Consider the following 25,377-nt stretch of genomic DNA (forward strand, 5'->3'; position numbering starts at 1 on the left):
AATGAAAAATAAAAACAGGTTTTGGCTGTGCCTGAGCTTGCTGGCCGTCTTCGGTATGGCATGCAACCTGGTCACCGGAGCCGTATCCCAACCGACGAAAGAAGCTGCCCCTGCCGAGGCCACCCACAAACCAACCTCAACAGCCCTACCGGCAGCCGAATCTACCGGTCCTACACCCACCCCGCCGGCGGATGTTTACGCCCCATCATTCGCCACCTACCCGGAAATACCAGTCAATATTCCCACCAAATATGCCGGGAAAGATTCATATACTCTTCCGGTGGACCTCAGTAAAGTAAAAGGTTTCGATTCTCTCACACTTTCTGATTCACAGAAAAAACTACTATCAACCAATGGATTTGTCACAGTACCGGCAAAAGCCGGGGAGTTTAAAGAATTCTTCCAGATCTACGAGAGCGGGCGGTATGATAATACTGTAACCTTTGTCACTACAGACGCGGTATACCATACCTATCATCTGCTCTTTGACAAATTGCTGCGTGACCTGGAAACACAGCACTTCACCAGTCAGATCAAATCACTGACCAGTGGAATGCTGGCCGCCTCACAGCAGCAATTGAACTCTCTGAAAGGCACGCAACTGGAAGAACCCGCCAAACGGAATCTGGCATTTTTTGCCGTAGCCTCACAGCTTCTGGCTACCAATGACCCTGTTCCAGCCGAGGTTAAAGACATGGTTACCGCCGAACTGGCGTTGATCAACAATCACCAGGGGCAATCTGTTTCTCCCATCTGGGACCGGCCTGATCTGGATGAATCCCAGAAGCTCATCGAAGATTACACGCAGTACATCCCCCGGGGTCATTACACAAAAAGTGACGAGCTTAAACGATACTTCAAGGCCATGATGTGGTACGGCCGCCTGACCTTCCGTCTGCGCGACAGTTTCGAAACCCGCCGCGCCCTTCTATTGGTTCAGGCACTCCGCCAGGCCAAAGACACCGATGGCGTTGATGCCATCACCCTCTGGCAGAATATTTACGATCCCACCGTATTCATCGTCGGCAAATCAGATGATCTTTCATTTGTCGAATACGGCAAACTAAGCGATGCCGTTTTCGGGCCCAAACCCGAACTTTCATCTATTGCCGATGAGGGTCTGTTCGCCAAATTCATGGAGGGCGCCAAAAACCTGCCGCCACCCAAAATCAATTCCATGTGGGTGTGGATTAACGAAGACAAAGAACAGGCTATCAAAGGCTTCCGCTTCATGGGGCAGCGTTTCACTCTCGACCAGTATGTATTTGGCCAGGTGATCTGGCGTAATGTGGGTACCGATACCAATCCACGCGCCTTGCCAAAAGGACTTGATCTCCCCGCGGCAATGGGATCATCGGAAGCCTATGCCATCCTCAATGAGATGGGCGAAACGAAATATGAAAATTATGACAAACAATTCAACAAGGTAAAACAGGAAGTAGCCAGCCTGGATAAGGACACCTGGACACAGAACCTGTACTGGTCATGGTTATACAGCTTCTTCCCGCTGATCGAACCCAAAGGGGAGAGCTATCCTGTATTTATGCAAAATCAAGCCTGGGTAAGAAAAGACCTGAATACCACCCTCGGTTCATGGACGGAATTAAAACACGATACCATTCTGTATGCCAAACAGGTGATGGCTGAAATGGGCGGCGGTGGACCAGATCAGGAACCTCCACACAGCTGGGTGGAACCGAATCCGCTGGCTTTCGCCCGCCTGAGAGCCCTTGCCCAGATGACTCTTGATGGTTTGAATTCGCGCAATCTGACCACCGATTGGTCAAAAACCAATCTCGGTAACCTGATTTCTGAGTTGACCTTCCTGCAGTCTGCGGCGGAAAGGGAACTCATTGGCGAGAAGTTAACCACAGAAGAGTACTGGCGTCTTTTGTACTATGGCGGTACGCTTGAACAGTTTGCCATCACATCGGCAGATACCGATGAGGGCATCGGCCGGGTGGATATTTCAGATATCAACGGGGCGTTAGTGGCCGATGTTGCCTCCGGTCCGGCAGCCGATGGGACTGGCGTTGTCGCTCTGACAGAAGCTGTGGGCGAACCAGTACGCATCTTTGTGGTTTTACCCGATGCCCCGTGGCGCATTGGTATGGGAGCGGTTTACAGTTACTATGAATTCACCGTTCCTTCATCCGAACGAATGACGGATGAACAATGGCAGGAAAAATTGAAAGCCGGTCAGGCGCCTGCACGCCCATCCTGGACAGATAGCTTTACCAGTGCCAATTGACGAATAAAAGGGTTTCCAGGGCTGCCGCAGGTTTGGCAGCCCTGATTTTCTTCTTTTGTATTGCACCAGAACCACAGCTTATCCAAATCACATTCCTGGGCGATATCATGCTGGGCCGGGGTGTGAATTCGGCGGCCGCCCGCTCTAAAAACTGGCGGCCATTTGAAACACTTTCCCCAATAACACAATGGGCTGATGTTCTGGCTGGCAACCTGGAATCTCCCCTTACCATAGCCCCCGTTGTTACCAGCGGCTATGCCCTGTGTGCCCCGCCCAATCGGGTGGAAGTATTAAAAAAGGCGTCGTTTGATCTGGTCACCCTGGCAAATAACCACATCCATGATTGCGGTGATATCGGCATAGAACAGACTCGTGCATCGTTGCAATCCTTTGGCATACAAGCAGTGGGTCCGAATCCTGCGTATGTAATCATAAAATCACACAATCGAAAGCTTGGGTTCCTTGCCCTCAATGATGTTTCAGTCGGGCTTGATTTGAAATCAATCATTCCCATCATACAATCAGCCGCCAGACAATCGGACCTGGTGATCGTTTCCATCCACTGGGGGAGTGAATATCAACATGAGGAATCGATGCGGCAGAAAGTTATTGCGGCGGCGTTATCACGGGCAGGTGCCGATATCATCATCGGCCATCATCCCCATGTGATCCAACCCATGGAGATGATTTCACGCGGCAGCCAGAAACCTCCCACGCTGGTTTTTTATAGTCTGGGCAATGCCCTGTTCGATCAACACGGTTTAGCAGATACCCGCACCGGAGAGGCCGTCACCCTGATATTAGGCCCGGGCGGAGCCATGCAGTATTCCACAAAGACTTTTGAGATTGACCCAAATAATGGAGTGATCTTGAAAATCCTCGAATAAAACATTTATATCCACATCGAATAGCCAATGGTAAGATGAATAAGTTGAAAATAAAAGCCGAATCTCCTATACTGAATGTAGGCTGAGGCAGAATTTATAAATTTGTGCGCATATTATTCGGGAGGAATCCATGTCAGACCGCAGAACACTCCACCGCCGTCACCTGATCTACTACCTCAAAGTCTACGACCGCAGTACGGATGAACTGTTGGGGCACCTGGTTGACATCACGGAAGAAGGCCTGATGATTGTGAGCGAATCCTGTTACACCGAAGGGCAGACATTTAAAATGAAAATGCTGCTCCCCAGAGAAATTGAAGAAAAAGAACAAATCGAATTTGATGCTCGTTGTATGTGGTGTCGCAAAGATGTTAATCCTAGCTTGTTTGGAGTCGGCTTTAAGTTTGAATACGTCGATGTTTTAAGCCGACAGATCATATTCGAGTTGATTCACGAGTTCGGTTTTTCTGATTGAGTCAGACACCCTGCAAAACAGGGGTGTGACATGGTAACCTACCCATCACCCGAAGGCCGGGTAGATTCATGCGCCTTTGATCGAAAGATCTTCCAGGCCGTGGATCACCCGAAAAGGAGTTTTGCACGAATGAATCGATCTTTTAATATATCGCCTATGCCCGGAGAATACGCCATTGTGCGCCTTGGACCTGCGGAACCTGTGCCGGCATGGGTGGATTGTGGAATTTTTTACAGTATTACCCGGACACCCGAAGAATTATCCCTGCTGGTGGAAACAGCCGCCGTGCCCCACGGACTGGAAATGGAAAGCGGATGGAAGGGATTGAAACTGGAAGGGCCATTCCCTTTTGATGCCAATGGCATTCTGGCTGGCATCCTTTCTCCACTGGCAGAAGCCGGCATCAGCATTCTGGCCGTGAGCACATTCGAAACAGACTACGTATTCGTAAAATCAGAGAACTTTGATGAAGCTCTGCGTGTTCTGGAAATAAAAGAAACAGCCTAGGCAGGGGCAGGGGTCAGACGATCTGTGATTAAATGCACAGCCTGTTGAAATGGCTCTGGTTCAGCCGCCGATTCCGCCAGTAAGATTTCTGCGAACGTCAGGGTCATGTACCGGAAGATACCCGTCTTGACCTCATAAAGGGTAAGCAGCGTCGTCAACAGCATACTGATGGTCAGGCAGGCATCTATCAACGTGGGGTTTTCCCGCAAGACCGGCAGACGCAGACGGTCGGGGTCACAGCCGTCCATTACGCCGGGCGGTGCGAGGCGTGCCCTGTCTAGTGCGTCGGCATCTTTAAGCAGCATCCACACGGGATCTGGTAAAGCCGGGTTTTCATCGTAGCCGTGCCATTCAACTGCTGTCATACAACGTTCCAACATATCCGGTTCAAGGTGACCGCGCAGCACCTCACGATATTTTCGAGCGGCAGCCTGTCCGTGAGCTCCGCCGGGCAGATCATCTTCACGGGTAAGATCATGCACAAGTGCGGCATACATGGCAGCCAGGGCTTCGTCTTCACTGATTCTGTACCCCAACCGGTTGGAAATTTCGACCAGATACAACACCCAGAACACTACTCGAACGGTATGATCAATACCATGCAACCCCAGGGGTGAATTTCCGGTCGTTGAAAATTCATTCATCAGATCAAAATGGGTGTATTGATCTACCATTGAAAGTTCGAGAAGAGAATTTCCAAAATCATCTAACGGAATTCCCGCCTGTTCAAGCATGATCAACGTGTTGACCAATTCGAGGGCTGGTTTTTCGGTCGGCACGATTTTTATTCTCCCGGTAAGGAACCCTTACGCCCGGTCTGCTGGCGTATAATTCCAGTATAACGATTTTTGGAGGAAAGAAAACATGTCTGGACCCCGGCCTGTTCGAGCCCCTCGTGGAACAACGTTGACCTGTAAATCATGGCAGACAGAAGCTGCCTATCGCATGATCCAAAACAACCTTGATCCGGAGGTGGCGGAACGCCCGGACGACCTGGTGGTATACGGCGGCCGTGGACAGGCCGCCCGCAGTTGGGAAGCTTTTGATGCCATTCTGGAAACCCTGAAAACCCTTGAAAACGACGAAACTCTGCTGGTACAGTCCGGCAAACCAGTGGTGGTTTTCAAATCACACCCTGATGCTCCAAGAGTGTTGATCGCCAATTCCAATCTGGTGCCGCACTGGGCTACCCAGAAACATTTTGACGATCTGGCAGCCCGGGGATTGATCATGTACGGTCAAATGACCGCTGGATCATGGATCTATATTGGCACCCAGGGCATCTTACAGGGAACATATGAAACTCTGGCCGCGCTGGCCAAACAACGCGGATGGACATCTCTTAAGGGCAAACTGGTGCTCACTGCCGGTCTCGGCGGTATGGGCGGTGCCCAACCGTTGGCCATTACCATGAACGAAGGTGTGGGATTGATTGTCGAAGTTGATCCGGCTCGTGCCAAACGCCGCCATGAGATCGGCTATGTGGACATGGTGGTCAACAACCTGGAAGAAGCCATGACTCTGGTGGAAGAAGCCAAAGACAGGCAGATTCCCCGATCAATCGCCCTCATTGGCAATGCAGCTGAGATTTACCCTGAACTTGTTGTGCACGGTGTTATCCCTGATGTGGTTACCGATCAGACTCCGGCACATGACGTGTTGTACTACGTTCCGGCCGGACTGTCGGTTGAACAGGCTAATGCACTGCGTAAATCCGATCCCCGGGAATACGAAAAACGGTCCCTGCAATCCATGGCCGCCCATGTGCGTGCCATGCTCGATTTCAAGCATAAAGGCTCTGAGGTCTTTGATTACGGAAATAATCTACGCCAGCGTGCATTTGATACCGGTGTGGAAAATGCATTTGAATTCCCCGGCTTTGTGCCGGCTTATATCCGTCCACTGTTCTGCGAAGGCAATGGACCTTTCCGCTGGGTGGCGCTGTCAGGGGATCCGGAAGATATCTACCGGACCGATGAAGCCATTGCCGAACTCTTCCCGCAGGATGAACATCTGCTACGATGGTTAAAGATGGCCAAAGAAAAGGTGCCTTTCCAGGGGCTGCCATCCCGCATCTGCTGGCTGGGTTATGGTGACCGTGCCAAAGCCGGGCTCAGGTTTAATGAGCTGGTAGCCAGAGGAATTGTTAAAGCACCTATCGTAATCGGCCGAGATCATCTAGATTCGGGTTCAGTTGCTTCCCCCAACCGTGAAACAGAAGGTATGCGCGATGGTACCGATGCGGTCAGTGACTGGCCAATCCTGAATGCCATGATCAATGCCGTAAACGGGGCTACCTGGGTTTCCTTCCATCACGGAGGCGGAGTAGGCATTGGTTACAGTCAGCACGCCGGTCAGGTGATTGTGGCTGACGGCACACCTGAAGCCGCCCGCCGTCTTGAACGGGTGCTGACCACTGACCCCGGTATGGGGGTTGTGCGTCATGCTGATGCCGGGTACCCAATTGCCATTGAAACTGCCCGAAAGAAGGGCATCCGCATGCCCATGCTTAAGGATTAATTCGGCATTGCGCAAACGTCGGGTATTCTTTTTTCTGCTTGCCGCACTCATCGGCATCGCCACCAGCATCGGCTATGGCTGGTGGCTGCGTCCACAGTTATATTCGCAGGGGAATCTTTCAAACCTGCGCTCCGATTACCGTACGGACTATGTTTTAATGACGGCAGAAATTTTTAAACAGGAAAAGAATCTGGAAGATGCCAATCAGCGTCTGCAGCAACTGGGATCAGATTCTCCCGAGAGATATGCGCGCGAAGCTCTGCTGTATGCCGGGCAGTTAGGGTACAGCCAGTCAGATTTGCAATCTCTGGCTGACCTGGTTCGGGCTTACTCTCCAGCTGAGGCGGCAACTATCACCCCTGAGGCGGTGCAGCCTTGAGAGAACGCCGGCAACGCCGTGAACGCGCCGCCCGTTTCCCCTGGTATCTGCTGACCGGATTTCTGCTTGGGCTGGCGGCCGGAGGAATATTCTCCGTCTGGATATGGCCGGTTCCCTATGACTTTGCCAGTCCGGCGGAATTGAATTCTGCCGCTAAAGATGCCTACCGGCTGGCGATTGCCCGTGCCTATCGGGCGAACGGTGACGGCGGCCGCGCCTACCCACGGCTTTCCTTACTAAAGGATTCCAATCCGGCATCGGCTCTGGCTTCCCAGGCACAAACCTCCCTTGGGCTTGGAAATGAAGCCGATTCTGAGTCACTGGCCTTGCTGGCTGCCGGGCTTGATCCGGCTGGCAGAGCCAATTCAGAGTCTCCCAATACATCAAATACCACCCTCGAACCAACTCTGGCCCCCGAATCGACCAAAACACCATTTGGCATTGTCCAAGAGTTTCCTGTTGCAGAAACAACGGAAGCTGGTACTCCAGTTCCAACCATCGAACCTTTGAATATCCCCTCTGCTGAAATTCCGCATGCCACGCCAACAATGTTTCCTACCTTGAGTGCACCATTCATATTAAAGGATCGGGCAGTAGACTGCGGCCAGAACCTGCGGCCCGGTCTCTTGCAGATCTGGGTTGAAAACGCCGCCGGATTGGCCATTCCCGGTGTGCATATCCAGATCACCTGGAAAGATGGCGAGGAGTCTTTTTTTACCGGCCTGAAACCTGAAATCAATGCCGGTTATGCCGATTATGAAATGACAAAGGGAACAGTTTACAGTCTGCGGGTGGGGGAAAACGGAGAAACCATCACAAATCTGGAAACCGCCGATTGCACATCAGAAGGTCATCCGGAGCGGCTCGGCGGCATGATTTTACGCTTTACAGAACGGTGAACCGTTATTGCACCACAAAAGTGAGCGGACTGGAAATCGTCTGGTTTCCGGCGGCATCTTCAGCCATCACTGTGAGTTTGTGCGTTCCCCTCTGTGGAGTTGACCAGTCGAATGTATAGGGTGCCTGCTGGCTTTCACCTATCGAGGTGCCATCGATCCGCCATTCAACTTTATTAATGGCAGACGAATCAAAAATATCTGCCTGCAGGAATACCGGTTGAACTCCTGAAACGCTAATGCCTTCCTGCGGGCTGAGAATCGTGACCTTCGGAGGAATGCTGTCAACGGTAACCTGTGAAAGGGCAGTTTCCACACGATTGTCATCATATACCACCAACAGACGGATGGCATACAAACCATTCATTCCAGTGGTATCCCATTCACCCAACTGGCTGTTAATAATGGGGATGGAATTGCTGAAAATTTCTACCCATTCCTTCGGGTTTAACCCTTCCCCCACCTGGAGGCGAAAGCTTTTAAATCCTTCTCCGGCGGCTGTTCCTTTTATTGCCACCTTTCCATTTACCAGTGAGAAGAGCGCCGGTTGATCAATTTTTACGTTAGGTGATCCTGTTCCAGATTGGATGGTGTCATAGTTCACTGGAGGCAGTACTTTTCCGGCAGCTCTGGCCCATGCGCGTGCTTCTTCTGGAACAGATAGATAGACACTATCTTCCACCAGACCGGGCGGAGTAAATACTGTGGCAATATTACCGGTTTCACGGTTAACCTGCACTGTTTGATACAGATTATCTGCTGTGGTCGGTTCGCTGCCCTGAAGAAAAACTTCAGTCACCCGCGCCGGGCAAATTTTTGTGGGGAGTAATCCTGAAGGATCACATACTTCCAATGTACTTACACCATTCGGAACAGCCCAGTCTAATGCCGGTTGATCTGTAAGACTCTGTCGCATAATGGCATTCCATACACCGCCCGCCGCCTTTACCCCCAACGACGATTTAAACTTGAACCCGGTAGATGTCCCCATCCAGATGACGGCCACCCGTTGGGGAGTATAACCAGCTGCCCAGATTTCCTGTCCATCTGCTGTACTACCGTATTTAGCAGCGGCCGGACGACCGAGTTCAAACGGATTGGGGTATCCCAATTCTGTACGGCGCAGTGTTTCATCTGCCAGAACATTGTGAACAAGGTATGCCAAAGGTGCACTAAGCACAGACTGCCGCAATACAGGGTCTTTTTTGAACAGGGGAGAGCCGTAACTATCTTCAATAGATAATATGGTTGATGGTTGTAAAGCAGAGCCCGGTTTAACGGCCAGCCCGTACAGATCTCCCAAATTGGCAAACACCGACATACCCTGAGCAATTTCCGGGAGTGAGACCGATCCACCGCCTTCCAGCAGCTTTTCAGGAGCAAATGTATTTTCAAGATTATCCAATCCAAGCGGCCGCGATAACCGCCAGGTATTTCGGGCACCAAGCTGATTCAAAAGCCCTTCCAACGGATTCAGCCTGTCACTGATTAATGCTGTTCTCAGGCTGATGGGACCGCGATACTGAACGGCGATCTCTTTTGTCAACGGAACTGATTCGTCCATTGATGGCCCGGGCAGGTCCCAAACCAGACTGGATGGGCTGTACCCCCGGGAAAAGGCTACCGCCGCCAGAAATGGGTTAAGGATCGTCCCTCCCTGCATGGCGTCATACATATCTCCGGTTTTTTCGACTGTTGTTTTACCGCTGACCGCCAGAATTTCTCCATGCGTTGGATCTACTAGAATACCGGCCGCTTGTAAATCGGGAGGATAGGTCTTGTCCAATGGTGGAAGGGCAGGTAACAACCGGGCAGCAGCACATTGGGTTTGAGGATCAGCCTCTGTTGATTCCAGCCGTATCAACTGGGCTTTCAACGTGCAGTCCAGTTGTTCCTGCTGAACCAGACTTAATGTTGTACGAATTTGCAATCCACCCAATGCCACACGGTCTTCTGAGACCAGGGCAGATAATTGCTGAATTGCCAGGCGTGTGAAAGCTGGTGATGTGGACGTTGTTTCATCAAGCGGAGGTTGAATGGAAAGTTCCGTATCGAATGCCGCCTGCCTGTCGGTGGCAGAATACAATCCGGCTGTTACCAGCCGGTCAACAGTGGCACGCATCAAATCAGCGGCAGCCTGCGGGGAATCATGCGGATTTAACGCCGGTGCGGAAGACAATCCGGCCAGAAGGGCTACTTCGGCTTCGTTGAGATCTGCCGATGATTTTCCGAAATAAACCCGTGAGGCACTTTCTGCCCCGGTGATCCGTCGCCCGAAAGAGGCACTGTTCAGATACCATTCCAGCACCTTCTCACGCCCATATTTCGACGTGACCTGCCAGGCCAAAAGGCGCATCCGAACAGCTCGACGGGGGGAATCGTCTTCATTCCACAACAACAACCGGTTTACCAGCGTTTCCGCCAGAGTATGCGGTGCCGGATCAGACCAATGAACCCAGTCAGCGCCGGAAGACCGCCAGAAATCTGGTTGATTGAGAGTGGTTATTGCTTTTACCAGCAACGGAGAAAAGTGCACATCCTGGTCAGGGTTAAGCCAGACATACGCCCGGAGTGATCCCGGGTTGTCGAGTGTCAGGAGTTCTGTCTGACCTGTACGGTCATACAATCGTGAAGGTTGGAGGATCAATCCCTCGGCCGGGTCAAAGAAAGCCGCCATCTCTTCCACCGGCGGCAGATCGGCTGTTACCCAGGCATACAAACCCGCACTGCCGATAATGACGGCTGCCAGGATTAACGACATCACCAGCAAAAACCCAAAACCGGCAGGTTTAAGCCGCTGGGAGAAACTCTCTGCCGTTTTCTTATTTTTTCGTCCCCGCAAAATGAGGGTGCGGTTCAGGTCATGCAATGGCATGAATGTAGTTTAACATAAGCCCCGGTTGTCGGGGTATTGGTTTGATCGAGCCTTACCTCGATTAGAGAAGCAAATCTGCTGGAAAACTTTTCAGGTTATTTCTCGGCCGCGTTGATGGGGGTTGTTGAAATAACATAATCGCAGGTCGCGTCACCGCAGGAATGGGCTTTAACCTGGGTCACAGGAAAATCCAAACCATTGGTTGACCAGCGTACAACTGCCTGTAATAAACCGGCTGTCAGAAAACACTCCGGAGCGGATGTCGTTCTTCCCCAGCAAACCGGGCAGTGCTGAACCGAGTAAAGAAAACATCCATCTTCCGTCCGGGGAATGGAGGTCTCTTTTTTTCCACTGATCACCGAACGAACCAGCGCCAATCCGAATTCAATTTTCTCTTCCAGAGATTTGGATTGATAACTCTCGCTATTAGTATCCAGTACATTGCCCAGATCGCCAATGGACTCAGAAAAAACGGCATTTCCCGCCCTCAGAGACAGTATGCGCGCACCTTTTGAACCATACAAATCATTAAGTGCGGCATTAATCATGGAATAGTGGGAAAAGTCAAATTCCCCTTCCATATTGTCCGGCGGGTAATTTCCGATCAGGTTGGATTGGCCGGCCATATTCAAAATCGCTTTCACACCATTTTGACCGGCGACATCTTCCAGGGAAAGTAAAAATATCCGGATGAATTTGTTGGGATAATAAAGACCACTGGCAGGTATAGGTTTCATGGAGAATCTTCTTTATTTTGTAGATTTATCTGCGGATAAACGGGGAGGCACCGTTTATGGAAGATCAATATTTATAAAGTCAATGTGATTATCTCAAGGTCAAAAAACGTGCCAATACATCCTAACAAAGATTTCAGCAAAAAACCTTGCAATTGATTTACGCTTTCTATACTGTTTTCGGTTTTCTGATCGATATCTTTATAATGAGCAAATGAATATTCCGGGATGAAATCATCTATCTTGAGATGGCAGGTGATCTGTGAGAACCCGATTCCATGAATTGAGTTGTTTGCTGGTTGCATTCTTCATAGCATTTTCTATTCATCCTCCCATTTTTGGTAAGCATCCATCTCATACGGCAGTTCCCTCAGGCTCCAATTCAGCCTTGGCTGTTGTAATATCCCCCGGATTAGTCTTCAGTCAAAAATCCAAACCAATCGACTTTTCACAGACAGATTCTGTCTCAGTTTCTGAACAATCAGCTGACGGTGTTTCCCCCTGGCCAACATCACCACCGGAAGAGCAGGGAATGGATTCGACAAAACTGGCTGCCATGCTGGATTTCCTTCATTCAGATAGCCGAAATATCCACAGTATCCTCATCGCCCGCCATGGCAAACTGGTGTTCAGTGTCTATTTTCCTCCCTTCAATCGTGATGATCTGCATAATCTATACTCCTGCACCAAGAGTGTAACCTCAGCTGCTGTGGGAATGGCCATCCGGGATGCATTTATCAAAGATGTAAGTACACCGGCTTACACCTACTTCCCCAATCTTATTCTGGATGATGAGGCAAAGAAAGGCATCACTCTCAAACATTTGTTGACCATGTCATCCGGCCTGGAGTGGAGTGAACCGCTGCGGTCAGGGTTAAGCGATACCTGGTCATTAAATGATAGTGATTCCCCGGAAACCTATTTCTTTTCCCGGCCTTTAGCCGCCTCACCGGGCAGCGTTTTCAACTACAACACCGGAGGTTCACACCTGCTCTCCATGATTGTGGCCAATTCTGCCGGGGAGACTTCTTCCAATTACATACACAGTAAACTGTTCCAGCCTTTGGGAATAAACCATTTTGAATGGTTGAAAGATGCCACCGGACATACACTGGGCGGAACGGGTCTGGCACTGACATCAGAAGACATGCTGCGGTTCGGTCAGCTTTACCTTCAAAAAGGGAAATGGGATGGTTTACCCCTGCTGCCCGCCGATTGGGTTATTGAATCCACCCGTTCTCAAATACCCGTGCAAGCCGGGGTAAATTATGGTTACCAGTGGTGGGTGCGGCCGAATGGTATCTACAATGCTCTCGGGTGGGGCGGCCAGCAGATTATGGTCATTCCACAAAAAGATATGGTGGTTGTCTTTACAGCCGGCATCCACGATGCCTCTTGGAACACCTATGATGACCTGATAAATACTTTTATCCTTCCATCTGCCCGGTCATCTTTTTCTCTGCCGCCCAACCCTGCCGGGAATTCCAGTTTACAAATCCAACTGCACACCATTTCACACCCAAAAGCCATGCCGCCGTCAGAACTGCCGTCATCTGCCCGGGAAATCAGCGGCAAGACGTACGTCGATCTGAACGGCTCACACGGCTGGTCAACCTTCACATTTTATTTTGACCGATCAGATGAAGCACGCCTGGACCTGATGTATGGGGAAAAGAGTGAAGAAATCAAAGCCCGCATCGGTTTAGACGGACTATTCCGGGTAACCGATACGACGAATTACGGTCCACTGGCATTAAAAGGCTATTGGAAAGACAAAACCACCTTTGTATTAACCCAGCAATTCCTGAAAGAAGCAGAACGGATATCCATGACCTTAACATTCACTGGGAATGATGTCAAACGGTTCAGCCAGTGGACCGTTGAGGATTACAACGAAGAGTCCGAAGCAAAGCTCTTAAATTAGTTCAATGCAATGAAGAGACTGCCTCAAGTAACGCCCGTCTATCAACAATTCCAATCGGCTTCTCGTTCTTGTCTGTTACCACCAACCATTTTCTTCCTTCTTCCAACATCAGTCGGACGGCGTCGGTTATGGGAGTATCGGGAGAGATTGCCGTAACACCGGGCGACATGATATCAGATGCGGTTTCACGGCCAGCCGGAGGTTTCCCAAAATTCCGTAAAGCCTTTAGAATTCCGTGATGGTATTCGGGTTGGACACGTGCCACCACGTCTGAATCAGCGATCAAACCTGCTGCTTTGCCACTGCCATCAATAACCAATAAACGATGCGTGTTACTTCCGGCAAACTTGTTCACAATGGAAGGCAGTTTTTCATTCATATGTACAGCGGGTATATCCACTCGCATGATGTCTTCTACAGTTTTTGCAATTCCTGCCGGTAAATGAGAATGCAAATTGCTTGCCGGGGAATCAGCCACTTGTTTAAGAATATCCAACCGTGAAAGCATTCCGACCAAACACCCCGTATCATCTACTACTGGCAGACGTTTGAGCCCGGCTTGAACCATTTTTGATACAGCAAATCCAAGGGAATCAGATCTTTTTATTGTTAAAACAGGATGTGTCATTACATCTTTAACCCGCAGGTTGGAGGTATCCAGTTCTTTTAGGTCCTCTTGAATAGACGTGTTCGTCAATTGAAGGGTTACAGATAACCTTTGCCGGATTCCGGCTCGTTCAAGAAGGTCTTCATCAGTCAAGATACCTGTCACCCGGCCGCAGGAATCAATTACGGGCAACGCTTTCAGTTCATTTTGGATCATTTTTTCCCAGGCTTCCCGAATGGATAGAGTCTCTGTCAGAGAAACCACTTCCGTGGTCATAACCTCTCCTACCATCCGATCTGCCGGTAATGGATTCAGGTATCGGTGGGTATATTTAACTATGGTTACATCTTCCAGGGTAATTAACCCTTCATTCATCATGGGTGAAATCGCATTTAACCCAGTTTGGATTCGCTCCGGGGTATCCACAGCTTCAATTAATATGGGTAAGTCAACTGAAAGAACTTCAATAGAGGAGGTTCGGATGTGCGAATGAGCTCCGAACCCTGAGGTTCCTCGAAATACCGTTGCTCCAGCCAGTCCAAGTGACTTTAATGTTTCAAGAATGGCGGTATCCAATGGTTTCCCCCGCCAACGGTCACTTTCACCTATATAAATGCATAATCGCTTTCCCGGGTTTTGTCCAGAAAGTTCATTAATAGAATTACTTTGATTTAATAGATTAGATGTTTTTTCCAAGGAAAACTCCTAGTCCTACGCTAAGTAATCCCACCAGAGAACTGCCCAGCAGGTTTGCGAATCCGGCAATCCATTGTCCTTTCGCCAGTAAACTGAAACTTTCATAGGTGTAAGTAGAAAATGTTGTATAAGCACCCAGAAATCCTACAGCAACCAGAAAACGCCAACGGGGATCGAGAAGGAAACGCTCGGTTGCCAGTGTCATAAAGAAGCCAAGAAATAGACTTCCGGTAAGGTTAATTAATAACGTTCCGTATGGAAAAGCAGTGCCCCATTTATCAGCGCACCAGACACCCAGCCAGTAACGAGCATTAGCTCCTAAAATGGCACCTATTGATATAAGTAGAACTTGTTCCATAAACCTTTCCCAACATATTATCCTATAAAAAAGCCTCTGACATAGCCAATAAGCATCGTCAGAGGCCATTAGCAAAATGCATTTCCATGAGCGAGCCTCATCGCTCTATATTTATATGCATCATATCACAATATTTTCCACACGTCTGTGAGTCATTGTTTAATGATAAAATATTCTCAATAAGCGATGAAGCTCGCTAAAATGTCTTTAGACTAATAGCTTCTACTGCAATGGGCACGCAGTAGAAGCTTTTTTGTTTGATTGGTAGCCCTTTCATAGAGGTGATTGAATGCCATTCGAAAGTATATTATTCCTCAATCCTTTACCGGATTTTGAAGAAAATAATCCATCAGTTCCCGGTTTCTTTAATGACTTAAATCTCGATCAAATCTTCAATACAATTGCCTCATCGAAGAAAGAATACAACTTACTACCTTTTTTTTATGAACCTCTTAAAGATATTGAATCAATTCTTTATCGCCAGGCAATTCTAAAAGATCTAGAAAAAACAGAATTATACAAAGCCATCATTGCCTTTGCATCCGGTATGGAAAAAGTGCGCAGATGTCTTGAGAAACATGAAAAGTACTACTATCAAATTCAGAAGCAGCGATGGTTCTTAGATGCAGCCGGGGTGTATTGTGAATCTCTTATTAGATTAGGTTCTGATCTAAATCCCTCATTCATAGAATCTGAAGGTTTGAAATCTTTCTACAGTTTTATTACAGATTACATTACCTCTGAATATTTTCAAACCATGGAGAAGAGGATCCGGGAACTTCAAAACAAATTACAAAATATTCAGTACGCGCTGTTAATAAAAGAAAACACAATTCGGGTGAGAAAATACAACGGAGAAGAGAATTATCAAATTGAAGTAGAAAAAACCTTTGAAAAATTTAAACAATTATCAAAAAAAGAGTACCTGTATGAATTTGGCTACAACAATGAAATGAACCATATTGAAGCCGCAATAATCAACCAGGTCGCGCGATTATTTCCTGAGGTTTTTTCAGATTTAGTAAATTTCACTGTTGATTATTCAAATTTTCTCAACCCCCTTATCACTCGTTTTGACCGGGAAGTTCAATTTTATATTGGCTATTTGGAATACATCATGAAGTTTCAGAAGGCTGGTTATCGTTTCTGTATTCCAGAAGTATCCAAACGAAAGAGTATCTCAGTTAAGAGTTGTTTTGACCTGGCATTGGCTAATACTCTATTTTTTAAGAATCAACAAATAATCCGTAACAATTTCTACTTGTCGGGCCCCGAACGGGTAATCGTTGTAACCGGTCCTAATCAGGGAGGAAAGACTACATTTGCCAGAACATTTGGCCAGTTACATTATTTAGGTGCTCTGGGTCTTAAGGTTCCGGGGATTTCAGCAAGGTTATTCCTGTTTGATAAAATTTTTACTCACTTTGAAAAACAAGAGGAAATTAAAAATTTGCGGGGGAAATTGCAGGATGATTTAATCCGATTTTATGAAATTTTCGAAGAAGCAACATCTGATAGCATCTTTCTGATCAATGAAATCTTCACTTCTACCTCTTTGAATGATGCAATATTTCTATCAAAAAAAATTTTGAACAAGATTTTAGACTTGGATGCATTATGTGTTTGTGTAACATTCATCGACGAACTCTCCACTATTTCTGAAAAAACCGTCAGTATGGTGAGTAAGGTTGATGAAACAAATCATGACCGCCGGACGTTTAAAATCGAACGACAAACAGCAGATGGTCTATCGTATGCGATTTCTATCGCACAGAAATATGATTTGACATACGATTTGATCAAGGATCGAATGAAATCATGAACGTATTCCTACTGTATCCTGATCGAGATTTTGATACTGCACATGAGTTGCCCTGGAATGAGCAATCTATATGCGAAGATTTGGAACTCGATATTCTCTTCTCTGCAATGGCAGGAGAAGACACATTAATTTATTCCATTGTGAAAACTGCTTTGTTAACCGGTATGGAAAATGACCGCGATACACTTATTTACCGGCAGCAGATTATCAAAGATTGTATCGATCATCCTTTACAGGTAAAAGAATTGTATTCTTTAGCCCGACAGGCAATAGATTTTGAACGCAAATCGTTCTTTGGAGTATTTCGATACCCCTCTGCGATTATTAATAGATCCCTGGAGGTAATGGATAAATTTGTTGATATTCTAAAAAGAATTCGAAAACTGGCAGATACCTACCAGCACGAATTCAAATCTCCCGGTTGGATTCGCTTTTTTTCCATGATACAGTCGGAATTAAGCGATTCTTATTTTAATGAAGTTGATAAGCACTTGAACGGACTCCGTTTCAAGAAGGGAACACTCATCAGTGCTAACCTGGGTGTAGGCAATAAAGGAGAAAACTACACACTTAGAAAACCGTTTGAATCAAAACAAACTCTGCTGAACAGCCTCCGCAATCTTCGACGTGATAAGAATTTGATAGTTGTAGATGAACGCGATGATAGAGGTTACCGGGCTCTATCGGACATTCGAGATATCGGTCTTAATCATGTGGCAAATTCGTTAACCAAATCTGTTGACCATATTCTTTCATTCTTTACTCTTCTTAATAAAGAATTGGGGTTTTATATTGGTTGTTTAAACTTAATAAACCAAATTAGAGACAGAAATCATATCTTTTCATTTCCAGAGCCTGTGGACGGAAGCGAGAATATGCTTTCATTTACGGGTTTATATGATATCTGCCTTTTATTGACATCAACAGAACCTGTAGTGGGGAATGATCTGAATGCTGATAGTAAGAACCTTCTTATTATTACCGGTGCCAATCAAGGTGGAAAATCGACATTTTTACGTAGCCTGGGTGTTTCATTATTGATGATGCAGGCTGGAATGTTCGTTCCGGCCGCCTCTTATAAAGGCAGTCTGCACAGTTCTCTTTTCACACATTATCGTCGAGAAGAAGATGAAAGTATGAAAAGTGGAAAACTTGATGAAGAACTCCATCGTATGAGTGAAATCGTTGAAAGACTTTCACCAGGAGCCATCGGGTTATTCAACGAATCATTTTCGGCAACAAACGAAAGAGAAGGTTCAGAAATCGCCAGGCAGATTGTTTTATCGCTCATAGAGAGTGGCGTCAGTATTGTTTTTGTGACACATTTAACCGATTTTGCGACCAGTATTTATAGAAAAAAATTACCTTCTACTCTCTTTTTACGAGCTGACCGACTGAAGGATGGCGCACGGACATTCAAAATACTACCAGGTGAACCACAAGACACAAGTTTTGGGATTGATCTGTACAATATGGTGTTCAAAGAATAATGTCAAAAAAGAAGGAATATTATGGTCCTTGAAGAATTTGAAGAAAATTTCTTTAAAGACGAAAAACCTGTTCAGTTAGAATTCACGCTGTTTCATGATCAGTGGGAACAATTACATAACGAGATTATGGAAAATGGATGGTCTAACCAGGAAGCAATTCAGTATTTTCTGACAATAGGGTTGCGAACCGTTCATGATTTAGACCAAAAAGAGAAAATTGCATCGGGAACCGGTAATGAGGCCTCTCTTCTTGATGAAGCTTTACAGGAGAGATTGCTTTTAGAAAGCCGTTACGCCGTAATGAGATTTCGCGCATACCAATTCATGCAAGCGGCGAAAACACTGGAAATGAAATATAACTCTGCATTAGTCCGTATTCAAATACTTGAAAACCTAACACAAAAAAAAGAATCAGACTCAAAATAGCCCTTATCTTATCCTGTACCTCTATCCCACTCTGGTATAGGACGATTTTCTTTAACCATTTCAATCAATGTAGTCGCCAATTCTTGAATCATCGTGTTTTGATTGGTGGTTGCAATTTTTAATAATTCAATCCGTTTCGGTGAATCGATCTTTGCAATAGCCAATAAAACAACCTTGAGAAAGAAATAATTCGTTTCTCCGCTCTTAAGGATTGCTTCAAATTCTTCTAGAGCACGTGTGCTATTAATATTCCCAAGAATTTGAGCCGCAATATTGCGTCTTTCTGGTAATGGATGATGTAAAGCCAGAATAAGTTTTTTTTCGTACGTTTGAAGTTTAAATTCTTCCAGAACAAAACCGCAAAATGGGCAGGTTTTTTGACCATCTGGAATTCTTTTCCAACAATTCGGGCAATAATATGTTAACATGTTGTCAATAAAAGAAAACAGAGAGGGCATCAATCCCTCTCTGTTTTTTATCACCATCATAAATTATCTGACAAATGCGTTTCTTCCAGCGTAAACAGCCGCATCTCCCAGATCTTCTTCAATACGCATCAACTGGTTATACTTTTCGAGACGTTCACCCCGGCAGGGAGCACCTGTCTTAAGATGTCCGGTGCTCATAGCAACTGTGAAATCGGCAATAAAGCTATCAACAGTTTCACCAGAACGGTGAGATACCATCGCTCCCCAACCAGCTTTTCTGGCCATTTCAATCGTATTAATGGTTTCAGTCAGAGTACCAATCTGATTCAATTTGATGAGCACCGCGTTGGCGACATTCTCTTTTATTCCGCGTGAAACCCGCTCTACATTGGTTACAAATAGATCGTCACCAACCAGTTCAATTTTTTCGCCGAGAGTCTTGTTCAAGATTTTCCAACCATCCCAATCATCCTCTGCCAGACCATCTTCAAGGACAACGATTGGATATTTCTTTACCCATTCAGCATAAATTTCAACCATCTCTGCAGAAGTAACTTTCTTTCCTTCTGTGCGCAGATTATATAAACCATCTTCAAAGAAACCACTGGAAGCCGGATCAATGGCAATTGCTACCTGTTCACCTGGTTTATAACCAGCTTTTTCGATGGCCTTAAGAATAACTTCTACGGCTTCAGCATTAGTTTTCAGGGCCGGGGCAAAACCACCTTCATCACCAACACCGGTTGAATAACCACTGTTCTTCAAAACACTTTTCAGTGAATGATAAACTTCGCTGCCCCAACGCAGTGCTTCACGGAAGTTTGGTGCACCCACAGGACAAATCATAAATTCCTGTAAATCAGTCCCTTGCCAGTTGGCATGAACACCACCATTTAAGATATTGAACATGGGGACCGGGAGGATTTTCGCTGAAACACCACCAAGATATCGATAAAGAGGCAGCCCTGCTTCTTCAGCCGCCGCACGTGCAACTGCCAGACTGACACCCAGAATCGCATTAGCGCCAAAACGACTTTTGTTGGGGGTGCCATCCAGGTCAAGCATGGCTTTATCAACGCCTGCCTGATCAAAAGCATCCATGCCGAACAATTCTTCTGCCAGTTCGTTGTTAACATGGTCAACTGCTTTCAGTACACCTTTTCCACTGTAGCGAGCTTTATCACCATCACGTAATTCAAGAGCTTCATGCACACCAGTAGAAGCACCTGAAGGGACGGCAGCTCTACCGAAAGCACCGCTATCCAACGTTACTTCTACCTCAACGGTTGGATTTCCACGTGAATCAAGTATCTCACGGGCATGAATTCCATCAATGCTAGACATAGTATATTCCTCCTGAAAATGAGTTCGAAGAGATATTAAAAACTTCTGTCCTGATATTTTAAGGCAGAAGCTATCAGCCATAAAGACAGTTTGATTATTTCCGAGCGAGCTTCATCGCTTAATTGATTATACCCGGATTGGTTATAATAATACTTAATACTTAGTTTGGCGATGAGGCTCGCTCAACCGTCATGTGACTGATAGCTTCTACTATTTTTCAAAAAGTAGTAGAAGTTTTTTTGTAGGAAAAACATATGACTTCTGGCGATCTGACACATCCTTACTTTTTGTCTACAGTTGAAGAACTGGATGACATTTCCCGACCATTTGCACAAGAGTTTGTGAAGATGGGACATAAACCGGTAACAATATTCGTTTCACCGGCAAATATGTATCCCCGAAAATACAGGTTCCGTTTAATTCCTCAAAAAATCCTCATTTTTTCAGATGATGGAGTGATGCAAATCAGTCATCCAGAAAACAAAAATGAAAAGCCAATCGTAAATTTCATTGAGTCAAAAGATATATTATTCGTAAGGAATAACATTTATCTGTTATATGGAAAACTCGAAATCTGGTCCGGAAAGAACATTACAAGACCGGAGATTGAAATTGAATACAATACCGTGGCTCATTATTCTCTGCGACCGTATGTACGCAACCTGATTGAACAATCATGGAAAAATAATCAAAACTTAAAATCAAATTTACAACCTGATACTTCTTTTGAGGAATTATTCAAAATATCGTATAGCTATTATAACGGGCTGCTTACCGAAGGACTTCATAAAGATGAAGAGGTTTTATCTGTAATTTATCAAACTGAAATACACAGAAAATACTGGGGAATTTTTACAAAGAAGATATTTCCAGACACTTGTTTTGCCTTTACAAACCGACAAATGATCATTTTGCAGCAAGATTTACGGTATCGTGTTCATCATGAATGGTTATTTACGTTTATTTCCCTGTTCCAATGTAGTGACTTGAAAATATCTGAAGGAGAGTCTTGTAAAATTTGTAAAATCGATGTTGGACAGATTCTTCCCCTCACTTTCTTGTTGGAATCCCATAACATGGATTTATTGCAAAAGACTTATTTAAGGTGGAAAGAGCAAACTTCTGTCTATTCCTCTTGAGATGCATCATTTTTCTGACGTAGTTGGTTTATTAGATTCTTTAAAGCAATATTTTCCTTTTCTACTGCCCCCTGAGTAAGGTTCCAATTTCGATTGGATTCTGATAATTCATATACTCTGAATCGCAAAGATGCCAATTCCGATTCTGCTGCCATTAATCGTTGAATAAGATACCTGGAGCGATTTTCCGATTTATCACTTTCATCTTCTGATTTGGTTGTAAAGAAACTATAGCCAGCTCCCAATAAAAGCTGTAAACCTTCATCCATTGACCATTTGTTTTCTGCAAATAATTGTTCAATCTGTTGAAAAAGAGTATCAGATATCTTCAATTCCAACTTTTTGTATTCTGAATTGAGAGTATTCTCGGTCATTGTCATTTTTTCCGATCATTATCAGTAGTAAAAATCATTCAATCATCAACATTACCAAAAAGAATAGCCAGTTTTAGTGCCGTATCAGCCAATTCTTCCATTTCCCTGTCGTAATCTTCAATCCTGGTTCTGTCAACTTCTCCATAATTTCCCAGGTGGGCAGAACTGCAATCAACGAGATCTCCCCAATTTTCACTCAAGTGTGCAGCCAGGGAATTAGATAAATCCACTTCCCTTGTTTCAAGATCATATTTCTTTACCATATTCGCAATTTGGATCAACTCGTTTTGTATTATTTTTTTTGCTTCATTCCGGGAATCCTTATTAATTGTAAAATGGGGTTTATAGAGTATTCCCTGTTCATTGTGACTGTCTAACGTTTGAAGTGCATTGCGCAATGTTTTTTCGTACCCTAACAAGGCAGAAGTTAAGAATCTTTTTTGAGACGGATTTAGTTTCATATGTAATTAAGAAAAAGCCTCCGGCCTGCACGAACCAGGTCAGAAGCTATCAGCCAGATTGGCACTTTTAAAGGGCGAGCTTCATCGCCAGAACTATTATACATGGATATTATTAAGGACGGTTTAAAACCAAATGAATGATATTTCATATTCGGTAAAATAAAGGTATGTTACAAAAAAAAATTACCACTTTACTTCTCTTAGTCATAATAATTTCTGGATGTACCAGTCAAATTAATCGTTCTTCAGAGACTCCGGTTGAACTAACGCCTTTCGCTACTCGAACAGCTTACCAACTCCCAACACCATCGATTAGCCCTACCCTTGAACCACCCCCGGTTTCCGAACTGCCCACCCAGATCACCCATGTGGTAAAAAAGGGTGAAGATATGGGTGGTATTGCAACAATGTACGGCGTCAAGATCAAAGACCTGAAAGCCGCCAACGCCAGTATTGACCCGCGCATGATTCCCATTGGAACTGTCTTAATCATTCCCTCGGGAAACCCCGAACAGGATGCCAATAAACCGACTTCCATCCCAACGCCGGGTGTAATCGTATCTACAGGTGCACCTATCTGCTATGCTGACCCATCCGGCGGAGCCTGGTGTCTCATCAAAGTTGAAAATACCAGCGGAGCATCGGTAGAAGATATCAGTGTTGATTTTGTCCTATCCGGTCCCGGTGATGAACCAGAAACCCGAGCAGCTTTTGGACTGTTGGACAGATTGCCGGATAAGGCAACCATGCCTTTAGCTGTTTATTTTCCGAAAGCACCCAATCAGCCCTGGCAGATTGGCACCCGCCTGCGAACTTGCAACCCGGTCATCAATGAAAAAAGCCGATATCTGGTTTCCACTGTGGAAAAATCGAAAATAGAACTGGCCGCCGACAGGCTGTCAGCGCATGTCAGCGGAGCAATCAACCTACAGGCCAATCAGCCCGATGCAAATATCATTCAAGCCGTGGGTGCAGCCTATGACAGCTACGGACAGCCCGTTGGAATTCGCCGTTGGGACAGCACGGTCGGATTGGAATCTGGAAGCAGCCTGGTGTATGATTTGACTATATATTCATTGGGCGGTCCCATAGACCGGGTGGATGTACTGGTGGAAACCCGCCCCAAATAAAACTATTTACGGAGGTAGCCATGCCTGAAGCCGTGATCATCAACGCCGTTCGCAGTCCAATTGGAGCACTGGGAGGCGGTTTGTCAACCGTACGGCCAGATGACCTGGCGGCTTCCATTTTACAGGCACTCATCCGGCGTTCAGAAATTGAACCGGCACTGGTGGAAGAAGTCTATCTGGGATGCGCCAATCAGGCTGGTGAAGACAACCGCAATATTGCCCGCATGGCATCTCTTCTGGCCGGCTTTCCGGTGGAAACCGCCGGTGTGACCGTCAACCGTCTGTGCGCATCCGGCCTTACCGCCGTTATTCAGGCAGCCCGCGCTATTCGCTGCGGTGAATCAGAGGTGTTAATCGCCGGCGGTGTGGAAAGCATGTCAAGAGCACCGTATTCCTTCCCAAAGGGTGAAACCGCTTTTCCGTTTGGCAACCTGACAGCCTGGGATACTGCCCTGGGTTGGCGGTATCCGAACCCCAAGATGCAGTCACTCTACGGCACAGAGTCTATGGGCGAAACCGCCGAAAATATCGCCGAAAGCACCGGTATCACCCGGGCTCAACAGGATGCGTACGCTCTCACAAGCCATCAGCGGGCGGTAGCAGCCATCGATGCCAACCGTTTTACGGCTGAAATTGAACCCATTCCCGTACCCCAGCGCAAAGGGGAACCCATTCTGTTTAATACCGATGAACGCCCGCGCCGGGACACTTCAAAAGAAAGCCTTGCCCGTTTAAAACCGGTTTTCCGCCCCAATGGCACTGTAACCGCCGGCAACAGTTCAGGTATGAACGACGGAGCGGCGGCTCTTTTACTGATGAGCGAAGACCGGGCCCGGTCATTGGGTTTGAAACCCTGGGCGCGCATAATAGCCGGTGCTGCCGCCGGAGTTGCTCCTCGTCTTATGGGCATGGGACCGGTTCCGGCTGTCCGCAGGGCATTGCATATTTCCGGTCTGGGTATTGGCAATCTTGGATTGGTGGAATTGAATGAAGCATTTGCCGTTCAGAGCATTGCCGTAATGCGTGAACTGGGACTTTCACCGGATATTACCAATGTAAACGGCGGTGCCATAGCTCTGGGTCATCCTTTGGGATGCTCTGGTGCCCGCATTTTAACAACCCTCCTGCATGAAATGCGCAGACAGGCTCCTCAGCGTTCCCGACCATACTACGGATTGGCCACATTATGTGTGGGTGTTGGCCAGGGAGAAGCTTTGATAATTGAATGGATAGAAGAAAATCCACAATAATCCGTGATATTTCGATCAAATTTCACAGATTCTTGTAGTATTTTTGTTTTCAGAGCGGATGATTTTTGACACTCGAAAGCATCTTTCTGACGGGGAATAATAATTAATAGACAGAGAGCCAATTAATTCTGGCAAAACACCTGTGACAGGAGGAAAAATGCCCCCTAAGGGACGCATTGAAGTAAACGAAGATCTCTGCAAAGGCTGTGAGTTGTGTGTCATGAATTGTCCTCAAGAGGTCATTGCGCTGAATATGGAGCGCATGACCAAACGAGGCTACCATCCCGCCGAACTGGCAAAACCCGGATGCACGGGTTGCGGAATCTGCGCCACGATGTGCCCTGAAGCTGCCATCACTGTCTATCGGGAAGTTATTCAGAAACCTGCCTGAGGAGGAGAGGGAC

24 protein-coding genes and 3 riboswitches are annotated in these 25,377 nt (G+C 46.5%); of the genes, 15 read left to right on the plus strand and 9 right to left on the minus strand.

The genetic code is table 11. From position 1 onward, the window contains the following. The first annotated feature begins 1 nt into the window (after position 1). The 4 genes from LTAR_RS12660 to LTAR_RS12675 all read left to right on the plus strand — a co-directional run bounded on the left by LTAR_RS12660 (position 2) and on the right by LTAR_RS12675 (position 4,120). Positions 2-2,251, plus strand: a complete 2,250-nt coding sequence (locus tag LTAR_RS12660; protein ID WP_062422610.1) for a DUF3160 domain-containing protein — start codon at positions 2-4, stop codon at positions 2,249-2,251. Next, the gene (locus tag LTAR_RS12665) at positions 2,248-3,138 is read left to right on the plus strand and encodes a CapA family protein (protein ID WP_062422611.1); all 891 of its coding nucleotides are present in this window, start codon (positions 2,248-2,250) and stop codon (positions 3,136-3,138) included. The genes LTAR_RS12660 and LTAR_RS12665 overlap by 4 nt, the downstream gene beginning before the upstream one ends. Before the next feature lie 130 nt (positions 3,139-3,268). Continuing rightward, entirely contained in the window at positions 3,269-3,613 is a 345-nt protein-coding gene (locus LTAR_RS12670; protein WP_062422612.1) for a PilZ domain-containing protein, read from the plus strand. 30 nt (positions 3,614-3,643) lie between these two features. Next, a complete protein-coding gene (locus LTAR_RS12675) occupies positions 3,644-4,120 on the plus strand; it encodes an ACT domain-containing protein (RefSeq protein ID WP_062422613.1) in 477 nt (158 codons plus the stop codon). Here the strand turns inward: LTAR_RS12675 and LTAR_RS12680 are convergent. Continuing rightward, a complete protein-coding gene (locus LTAR_RS12680) occupies positions 4,117-4,899 on the minus strand; it encodes an HD domain-containing protein (RefSeq protein WP_062422614.1) in 783 nt (260 codons plus the stop codon). The genes LTAR_RS12675 and LTAR_RS12680 overlap by 4 nt on opposite strands. An 85-nt stretch (positions 4,900-4,984) precedes the next feature. Between LTAR_RS12680 and hutU the strand changes: the two genes are divergently transcribed. The 3 genes from hutU to LTAR_RS12695 are packed head-to-tail and all read left to right on the plus strand — an operon-like array spanning position 4,985 to position 7,918. After that, positions 4,985-6,640: a urocanate hydratase gene (hutU, locus tag LTAR_RS12685; RefSeq protein ID WP_062422615.1), complete on the plus strand. Its 1,656-nt coding sequence runs from the start codon at positions 4,985-4,987 to the stop codon at positions 6,638-6,640. 7 nt (positions 6,641-6,647) lie between these two features. Beyond that, positions 6,648-7,019, plus strand: coding sequence for a hypothetical protein (locus LTAR_RS12690; protein WP_062422616.1), 372 nt, complete (start codon positions 6,648-6,650; stop codon positions 7,017-7,019). Beyond that, positions 7,016-7,918, plus strand: coding sequence for a hypothetical protein (locus LTAR_RS12695; protein WP_062422617.1), 903 nt, complete (start codon positions 7,016-7,018; stop codon positions 7,916-7,918). The genes LTAR_RS12690 and LTAR_RS12695 overlap by 4 nt, the downstream gene beginning before the upstream one ends. 4 nt (positions 7,919-7,922) lie before the next feature. Here LTAR_RS12695 and LTAR_RS12700 read toward each other — a convergent pair whose 3' ends face one another. Then, the gene (locus tag LTAR_RS12700) at positions 7,923-10,790 is read right to left on the minus strand and encodes a transglycosylase domain-containing protein (protein WP_062422618.1); all 2,868 of its coding nucleotides are present in this window, start codon (positions 10,788-10,790) and stop codon (positions 7,923-7,925) included. Between the two features lie 95 nt (positions 10,791-10,885). After that, the gene (locus LTAR_RS12705) at positions 10,886-11,527 is read right to left on the minus strand and encodes a hypothetical protein (RefSeq protein WP_062422619.1); all 642 of its coding nucleotides are present in this window, start codon (positions 11,525-11,527) and stop codon (positions 10,886-10,888) included. A 259-nt stretch (positions 11,528-11,786) separates the two neighbouring features. Here LTAR_RS12705 and LTAR_RS12715 point away from each other — a divergent pair, with 259 nt between their 5' ends. Further along, the gene (locus LTAR_RS12715; RefSeq protein ID WP_139044545.1) at positions 11,787-13,448 is read left to right on the plus strand and encodes a serine hydrolase domain-containing protein; all 1,662 of its coding nucleotides are present in this window, start codon (positions 11,787-11,789) and stop codon (positions 13,446-13,448) included. 1 nt (position 13,449) lies between these two features. Here the strand turns inward: LTAR_RS12715 and LTAR_RS12720 are convergent, their stop codons facing one another. Together LTAR_RS12720 and crcB are read right to left on the minus strand one after the other, a co-directional pair. Then, the gene (locus tag LTAR_RS12720) at positions 13,450-14,751 is read right to left on the minus strand and encodes a DUF190 domain-containing protein (RefSeq protein WP_062422622.1); all 1,302 of its coding nucleotides are present in this window, start codon (positions 14,749-14,751) and stop codon (positions 13,450-13,452) included. Further along, positions 14,735-15,109: a fluoride efflux transporter CrcB gene (gene crcB, locus LTAR_RS12725; protein WP_062422623.1), complete on the minus strand. Its 375-nt coding sequence runs from the start codon at positions 15,107-15,109 to the stop codon at positions 14,735-14,737. Before crcB ends, LTAR_RS12720 begins: the two co-directional genes overlap by 17 nt. Before the next feature lie 289 nt (positions 15,110-15,398). Here crcB and LTAR_RS12730 point away from each other — a divergent pair, with 289 nt between their 5' ends. Genes LTAR_RS12730 through LTAR_RS12740 form a run of 3 tightly spaced genes read left to right on the plus strand, consistent with a single transcriptional unit; the run spans position 15,399 to position 18,847 of the window. Then, on the plus strand, positions 15,399-16,931 hold the full coding sequence (locus LTAR_RS12730) for a MutS-related protein (RefSeq protein ID WP_062422624.1): 1,533 nt from the start codon (positions 15,399-15,401) through the stop codon (positions 16,929-16,931). Next, positions 16,928-18,421, plus strand: coding sequence for a MutS-related protein (locus tag LTAR_RS12735; RefSeq protein ID WP_062422625.1), 1,494 nt, complete (start codon positions 16,928-16,930; stop codon positions 18,419-18,421). The genes LTAR_RS12730 and LTAR_RS12735 overlap by 4 nt, the downstream gene beginning before the upstream one ends. Before the next feature lie 21 nt (positions 18,422-18,442). Then, positions 18,443-18,847: a hypothetical protein gene (locus LTAR_RS12740; protein WP_062422626.1), complete on the plus strand. Its 405-nt coding sequence runs from the start codon at positions 18,443-18,445 to the stop codon at positions 18,845-18,847. A gap of 8 nt (positions 18,848-18,855) precedes the next feature. Here the strand turns inward: LTAR_RS12740 and LTAR_RS12745 are convergent, their stop codons facing one another. Further along, positions 18,856-19,335 carry a zinc-ribbon domain-containing protein gene (locus tag LTAR_RS12745; protein ID WP_062422627.1) on the minus strand — a complete coding sequence of 160 codons (480 nt, stop codon included), beginning with the start codon at positions 19,333-19,335 and terminating at the stop codon, positions 18,856-18,858. 3 nt (positions 19,336-19,338) lie between these two features. Next, positions 19,339-20,619, minus strand: a complete 1,281-nt coding sequence (eno, locus tag LTAR_RS12750; protein WP_062422628.1) for a phosphopyruvate hydratase — start codon at positions 20,617-20,619, stop codon at positions 19,339-19,341. Between the two features lie 57 nt (positions 20,620-20,676). Then, positions 20,677-20,747, minus strand: a riboswitch (Fluoride riboswitch). Between the two features lie 30 nt (positions 20,748-20,777). Further along, positions 20,778-20,836: riboswitch (Fluoride riboswitch) on the plus strand. Between the two features lie 37 nt (positions 20,837-20,873). On the opposite strand from eno, the gene LTAR_RS12755 reads away from it, so the two are divergent. After that, the gene (locus tag LTAR_RS12755) at positions 20,874-21,758 is read left to right on the plus strand and encodes a hypothetical protein (RefSeq protein WP_062422629.1); all 885 of its coding nucleotides are present in this window, start codon (positions 20,874-20,876) and stop codon (positions 21,756-21,758) included. Here LTAR_RS12755 and LTAR_RS12760 read toward each other — a convergent pair. Both LTAR_RS12760 and LTAR_RS12765 read right to left on the minus strand, forming a co-directional pair. Next, positions 21,746-22,096: a hypothetical protein gene (locus LTAR_RS12760; protein ID WP_139044547.1), complete on the minus strand. Its 351-nt coding sequence runs from the start codon at positions 22,094-22,096 to the stop codon at positions 21,746-21,748. The two genes, LTAR_RS12755 and LTAR_RS12760, sit on opposite strands and share 13 nt — an antisense overlap. Before the next feature lie 74 nt (positions 22,097-22,170). Then, positions 22,171-22,530 carry a hypothetical protein gene (locus LTAR_RS12765; protein ID WP_139044549.1) on the minus strand — a complete coding sequence of 120 codons (360 nt, stop codon included), beginning with the start codon at positions 22,528-22,530 and terminating at the stop codon, positions 22,171-22,173. A gap of 96 nt (positions 22,531-22,626) precedes the next feature. Then, positions 22,627-22,691: riboswitch (Fluoride riboswitch) on the minus strand. Positions 22,692-22,760: 69 nt separating this feature from the next. On the opposite strand from LTAR_RS12765, the gene LTAR_RS12770 reads away from it, so the two are divergent. The 3 genes from LTAR_RS12770 to LTAR_RS12780 all read left to right on the plus strand — a co-directional run bounded on the left by LTAR_RS12770 (position 22,761) and on the right by LTAR_RS12780 (position 25,364). After that, complete coding sequence (locus LTAR_RS12770) at positions 22,761-23,723, plus strand: LysM peptidoglycan-binding domain-containing protein (protein ID WP_062422632.1); 963 nt, start codon at positions 22,761-22,763, stop codon at positions 23,721-23,723. Positions 23,724-23,743: 20 nt separating this feature from the next. After that, positions 23,744-24,973: a thiolase family protein gene (locus tag LTAR_RS12775; protein WP_062422633.1), complete on the plus strand. Its 1,230-nt coding sequence runs from the start codon at positions 23,744-23,746 to the stop codon at positions 24,971-24,973. 157 nt (positions 24,974-25,130) lie between these two features. Further along, entirely contained in the window at positions 25,131-25,364 is a 234-nt protein-coding gene (locus LTAR_RS12780) for a 4Fe-4S binding protein (RefSeq protein WP_062422634.1), read from the plus strand. The last annotated feature ends 13 nt before the right edge of the window (positions 25,365-25,377 follow it).

The organism is Leptolinea tardivitalis (genome assembly GCF_001050275.1).
GTDB lineage: Bacteria > Chloroflexota > Anaerolineae > Anaerolineales > Anaerolineaceae > Leptolinea > Leptolinea tardivitalis.